The organism is bacterium (assembly GCA_019912885.1).
Taxonomy (GTDB): Bacteria; Lernaellota; Lernaellaia; order JACKCT01; family JACKCT01; genus JAIOHV01.
In genome coordinates this window covers 1-5,899 of the sequence record JAIOHV010000131.1, presented here as the reverse complement: position 1 = coordinate 5,899, position 5,899 = coordinate 1, and the positions used below count along the sequence as shown (strand labels likewise).

General features: G+C 63.9%; 5 protein-coding genes and 1 pseudogene. All 6 read left to right on the top strand.

What is annotated here, in order from left to right; all coding sequences use genetic code 11:
* Nucleotides 1–96: 96 nt before the first annotated feature.
* Nucleotides 97–567 (top strand): hypothetical protein, encoded by a 471-nt coding sequence (locus tag K8I61_11160; protein ID MBZ0272586.1) that lies wholly within the window; start codon nucleotides 97–99, stop codon nucleotides 565–567.
* A 64-nt stretch (nucleotides 568–631) separates the two neighbouring features.
* Nucleotides 632–1,195, top strand: a complete 564-nt coding sequence (gene pyrE, locus K8I61_11155; protein MBZ0272585.1) for an orotate phosphoribosyltransferase — start codon at nucleotides 632–634, stop codon at nucleotides 1,193–1,195.
* A 202-nt stretch (nucleotides 1,196–1,397) separates the two neighbouring features.
* A complete protein-coding gene (locus K8I61_11150) occupies nucleotides 1,398–3,878 on the top strand; it encodes a HEAT repeat domain-containing protein (GenBank protein ID MBZ0272584.1) in 2,481 nt (826 codons plus the stop codon).
* Nucleotides 3,879–4,000: 122 nt separating this feature from the next.
* Entirely contained in the window at nucleotides 4,001–4,432 is a 432-nt protein-coding gene (locus K8I61_11145) for a response regulator (GenBank protein ID MBZ0272583.1), read from the top strand.
* Nucleotides 4,433–4,522: 90 nt separating this feature from the next.
* A pseudogene (locus K8I61_11140) lies at nucleotides 4,523–4,810 on the top strand (TfoX/Sxy family protein).
* 515 nt (nucleotides 4,811–5,325) lie between these two features.
* Nucleotides 5,326–5,899 (top strand): FAD-dependent oxidoreductase (locus K8I61_11135; GenBank protein MBZ0272582.1); only part of this gene is annotated, 574 nt, incomplete at its 3' end.

The window sequence follows — 5,899 nt, the reverse complement described above, 5'->3', positions numbered from 1 at the left end:
TCGCCGACCCCCGCGCCGAAAAGCCCGTGACAACCGCCGCGCGATGCGGTACTCACGCAATCACCGCCGCGCCGTTCTTGTCAAAGGAGATTTGCCGTGCGTCTGCGATATCTTCTCGCGTCCGTCGCCGTCCTCGCCCTCGCCCTTTTCGCGAGCGGCTGTCACTACGTCTCGCATCAGCTCGAGCCGGAGTCGTTCTATTCGGCGAGCGATTTGAAAGAATCGAATCTCGAAAAATTCGCGCACCGCGACGTGACGCGCTCGGGCTTTCGCCTCATCTACATCCCGATCTCCATGCCGAGCCCGCGCGACACGCTAGACGAGGTCATCACGCTGAACCACGCGACGGGCGTGACGAACCTGGACCTGCAGGTCACCGAACTCGACCTTTTCCTTTTCCAGATTCCGAAGGTGCGCATCTGCACGGATCTCGTCCGTCCCCGGCGCGCGGGCGACGCCGCGTCCCACCCGGAGGACGCGCTCGACCATACGCACGCCGCTCCCGCGCCGCCGGCCGCGAAAACGCTCGCGCCACCCGCGGACGAACGCGAATCGCGCGTGGAATGACAACCGCCGCGTCCATTCGGTCCATCATGGCCATTTTGTCCATCGCGCATTCGGAGCATTCCGCATGACCAGGGCCTGCGCGCGCCTTCGCGATTTGCTCGCCCAAAAAGCCCTCATCCTTGGCGAGGTGCAGCTCTCCCGGGGCGGCACCGCCAATTACTACTTCGATTGCAAGCGCGTCACGCTCGACGGCGAAGGCGCTTCGCTCGTGGGCGATGCCGTTGTCGACGCGATCGCGTCGCTCGATCCTCCCGCGCTCGCCGTCGGCGGACTGACACTCGGCGCGGACCCGATCGTCAGCGCCGCGATCGTCCGCGCGCATTCGCGGGGCGTCGCGCTTTCAGGTTTCTACGTCCGCAAGGAGCCGAAAAAGCACGGCACGCAGCAGTACATCGAAAACGCCCCGCCGCCCGGCACGCGCGTCGTCATCGTGGATGACGCCGTCACGACCGGCGGCGCGACGCTCGACGCCCTCACCCGCGCCGAGCAGGCGGGCCTTGCGATCGCCGCCGTTGTCTCGCTCGTCGATCGCGAAGCCGGCGGCGCCGCCAACATCCGCGCGCGATGCGCGAACTACATCCCCATCTTCACGCTCTCGGATTTCCCGGAAATCCCCGACGCCGGATAGATCACTCCCGCGCGAAGCCGTTTGTAATTTGAACATTGAATGTTCAATCTGCAAAAGTGGACGAATCGATTCGCGCGGCGTCGCGCGACCTCGAACTAAAGCGCTTGCCATAACCGTAAACGCGTCGCTATGATTTCCTCTCCTTTGAGCAACCGGGTGGCACGGGCGGGCCGCGTTCCGGCGATTGCGCGAAACGACCCGCGTGGGGCGCAAAATTATGGATACCGGAGAGACCCGAGGCACGATGGTCATCGGGGGCGGCGCCGCGCGTTCGCTCTCGGATCAGGAAGAAAAGCGCGCGCTTGATATCCTCAAGGCGCTCATGAACGCGCTTGGAAAATTTCAGCAGTATCCCACCGTTAACGAGGTTGTCCTCGACGCGCTGCACGAAACGACCAAGGGCTTGTTCGCCTGGGTGCGTACGCATCACCGGCTCGAGCTGGTCGCCGTTCACGGCAACCTCCAGGTGAACAAGGCCATCCTCTCGATGGGCGCGCAAAAGCGCGACTTCGTCCAGGCGTTCATCTTCTACATGTCCGAGCGCAACATCCGCACGCTCGAGTTCCTGAACGGGATCGAGGCCAACGAGCTGCAGAATTTCTGCGGATTCTTCTCCAAACCCGCCAAGCAGATCGTCGGCAAGAAAAACCTCGCCCGCGCGCTCAAGCGCATGGGCATCAAGCACATTCACCTGTCGAGCGAGCTCATCATCGAGGACGTCGTCATCCGGACGCGCATGAGCGAGGACCTCTCGCGCCAGCTCTCCCGGCTCAACGTCAATGAGCTGATCGAAAAGGCGAACATCATCCAGCGCCTGGATCTCAACGCCCTGACCAAGGTGCAGGACCTGGCGACGATGGTCACCAATCTTTCGTACACGAAAAACGAACAGATGACGCGCGGCATCCTCGACCGCCTCGCCAACACCCTGCACGCCGAAAACCCGCAAAGCCGCATGCAAAGCGCGCGCGCGTTTTCGCAGATCGCCGAGAAAGCGGTTGACTACACGCTCTACGGCCTGCATTCGCAGGTGGGCGGCGTCATGGCGACGCAGGCCGCCCGCGAGCAGGATCCGCAGGTCTTCAACACGCTCGCGGTCGGCCTGGAAAAGGCGGCGCAGGTGCATATCGCCAAGGGCGATTACTCCGAGGCGATGAAAATCATCAATGGGTTCGACGCCAAGGCGCACGCCACAAGCGACAATCCGACGCTGAAAAAGCGCGCGGAAAAAGCCATCAGCGCGATCGCCTCCCCGAATTCGATGCGCAAGCTCGTCGCCGCGCTCGAAAAATCGACCGGGCCGGAGGCGTCCGCGCCCATGACCGCCTTGTCGCACCTGGGCGAGCGCGCGGTCCCCGAACTTGTCGACATGATCTACACGAGCGGCGACCGCGAGGCGATCGGCCGCGCTATCGCGGTGCTTAAGGAAATCGGCCAGCCGTCGCTTGTCGAGATCTACGGTGAGCTCGCCGAGGACATGGACGACCGTTACCGGGCCGCCTTTATCGAAGTGGTCGGCGAGATCGGCAACGTGAAATCCGTCGTCAAGCTGGTGCCGTTTCTTGCGCACCCCAACGAGATTGTCCGGGGCGCGGCATTTCAGGCGCTGCTGAAAATCGGCGGCCCCGCCGCGGAAAACAAGGTGCTCGACGAGTTGCAGGCCGCGACGATCACGCGAGACTTCTTCCGCGACCGCCTCATCGATATCACCAAACACCGCGCCGCGACCTTTGTCGCGCCGCTTCTCGAAATGCTCTCGGCCAAGGGGCCGTTCGCGCGATTCGCGGATGCCGAAAACGACATTCTTGCGATCCGCGCGCTCGGCGCCATCGGCGGAAAGGAAGCCGCGGCCGGCCTGGCCGCCGTGCTGGGCCGCAAAAAGGGTTTCCTCGGCCTTGGCGGTTCCGACGAAAAGCGCGACATCGCCATCTGCAACGCGCTCGGGCGCATCGGTCAAAAGTCCGCGCTCGGCGCGCTTGAAAAACTGGCCCGCGGCAAACCCACCGCGCTCAAATCCGCCGCCCGGAACGCGATCGACGCGATCACGCCGCCCGATGGACCGGAGGCGCCGTCTCTGGCCGCGCCGCCTCCCTCGAGCGCAAGCGTCGCCGCGCCCGCGTTCGCGGGAGAGCCGCCCGCCGCGGACGAATTCACCGAGTCCCCGACAAAGGGCGGCGACGCGTGGTCCTTTGCCGATGCCGGATCCGGAGATAACGCCGAACCCGCCGGCTTTGCCGATGATGTAACGTTCGCCGACGAAGCGCCGGGCGCAGGACGCACTCTCGCCGATGACCCGGACGCGGCGTCGTTCGCCGACGAAAAGACCTTCGCGGACATCTCGTCCCACGAAAGCGACTTCGACGACGGCACGAACTTCGGCGAGGTCAATGCCGGCGGCGCCGACGATACCGTTGCCGACACCTCCCCGCCCGCCGCGCGTCTGCCGGTGCGGATCGTCCTGCGCGTCGGGGACGTGATTGTCGACAACGTGCGCATCGTGATTCCCGGCGTCGACGAGGAAGGCGTGGTGACAAGCGCGCAGCGCGGCGCCACCTTCAATCTCACGCCCGGCGAATACAACGTGCGCGTCGTCGATCAGGCCTTCAACGTCACCAAACACATTGAGGTCACGCCCGACAGCCCCCAGATCGACATCGACCTGCAATCGATATTCAATTTCTAGCCGAAAGCCGGGCTCGCCGATGACGAGCCTGCGTTCCGAACAACGTCGCCGGCTGGCGACGACCTCACCGCCATTCCGGCTCTCGGCCTTCCTGTCCATTTTTGTGCTATGCTTCGCGCACAATGTCCCGCGTTCTCGTGATCGATGACGACGCCGTCATCCGTCAACTCCTGCGCGAACTGCTGACGCGCGAGGGGCACGACGTCGTCGTGTGCGCCGACGGCCGCGACGCCGCGGACATCTGGCGCGAGCGCGCGTTCGATCTTATCGTCACGGACATCTTCATGCCGGAGATGGACGGCCTGTCGGTCGTCATGGAACTCGCGCGAACGCACCCGCGCCCGCGCGTCATCGCGATCTCGGGCGGCGCGCCTTCCGGTTTTGCGTCGTATCTGCCGGCGGCCGAACGGTTCGGCGCCGATCGAACGTTCGGCAAGCCGTTCGATCCGGGCGAGTTGCTCGCCGCCGTGCGGGAATTGCTCGAAACGGGGGACGATCGGCCGCCCCCCGAAGAAAACATCGTGGAATCGGCGCCGCGAAAGCGACTTGTTTGACGCAGCGCGTCATAATTTGACGCGGCGCGTCATAGCCCATGGGCCGCGCGCCGGGACGCGCGGCCCAATTTCTCCGAAGGGGTAAATCGCATGGCCTACGATACAGGACTGGCCGAACGCATCCGGGATGTCGTCATCGACCGCGCGGACGTATTCGAACGCGAGATGTTCGGCGGCATCGCGTTTTTGCGCGAAGGGCGGATGTTCGTCGGAATCGTCCGCGACACGCTGATGGTGCGCGTCGGGCGCGATGACCACGATGCCGCGATCGCCCACGAACACGCGCGCCCGATGGATTTCACGGGGCGGCCAATGCGCGGGATGGTTTACGTTTCGCCGGACGGCATCGCCGAGGACACGGATCTGGAGTTTTGGGTCGATTGGGGCTACCGCCGCGCGCTCGACGAGCCGGCGAAGCCGAAGAAGAAGAAAGCCATCGAAAAGCCCGAAACCGAGAAGGTGGCCGCGACGATGCTTTCGGCGAGAAAAGCGCCTGCGAAGCCGCCCGCGGCGAAAAAACCCGTCGCAAAAAAGCCCGTCTTAAAAAAGCCGGCGGCGGAGAAGAAAACAGCGAAACCCAAAGCGATTGCCGGCAAGAAACCCGCTAAACCGAAAACCGCCGCCCGGAAACCGTCCTCGAAGCCAGTGAAACCTCCACGCAAGTAGCCCGCTAGAAAATTGTTCCACGTGGAACATTTCCGCCACCTTTTCTGTTTTCATCACGAGAATTGTTCCACGTGGAACAATTTTGACCGCGCACGGACTTGATGGACAAACAGCGTACCTGTGCCAACCTCGCGACCTGCGATGACTTTCCAAACTTCCGAACTTCCAAACTCCCAAACTTCCAACCTCTTTCAGGCGTCCAGACTCTTCTGCTATGATCCGCCGCCATGGATTTGTCCTACGACGTCATTGTTGTCGGTGCCGGGCACGCCGGCGTCGAGGCCGCGCTTGCGGCGGCGCGTCTCGGCGCGCGCACGCTCGTATTGACGATCGATCTCGACCGTATCGCGCAAATGAGCTGCAATCCCGCCATCGGCGGCCTCGCCAAAGGCCAGCTCGTACGCGAGATCGACGCCTTGGGCGGCGAAATGGGACTTGCGGCCGATGAAACCGGCCTGCAATTCCGCCGCCTGAACACCCGCAAGGGCCCCGCCGTCCAGAGCCGGCGCTGTCAGTCCGACATGCGCGCCTACGCCGCGCGCATGAAGAGCGCTCTCTTCGATCAACCGAGCCTCGACGTAAAACAGGACGTGGTCGAAGGCGTCATGATGGACGCCGGGCGCGTGGGCGGTGTCGCCGGCAAGCACGGCCTGCGTTATCTGGCTCCCGTCGTCATCTTGACGACCGGCACTTTTCTCGCCGCCCGCGTGTTCGTCGGTGATACGACCTACGGGGCCGGGCGATTCGGCGATCCCGCCTCCGATGGCCTGGCCGGAATGCTGCGTTCGCTGGGGCTTCCGA

Excerpts from the sequence above, each read along its gene's own strand:
- pyrE (MBZ0272585.1), top strand. The coding sequence starts at position 632 with ATGACCAGGGCCTGCGCGCGCCTTCGCGATTTGCTCGCCCAAAAAGCC.
- K8I61_11145 (MBZ0272583.1), top strand. The coding sequence starts at position 4,001 with ATGTCCCGCGTTCTCGTGATCGATGACGACGCCGTCATCCGTCAACTC.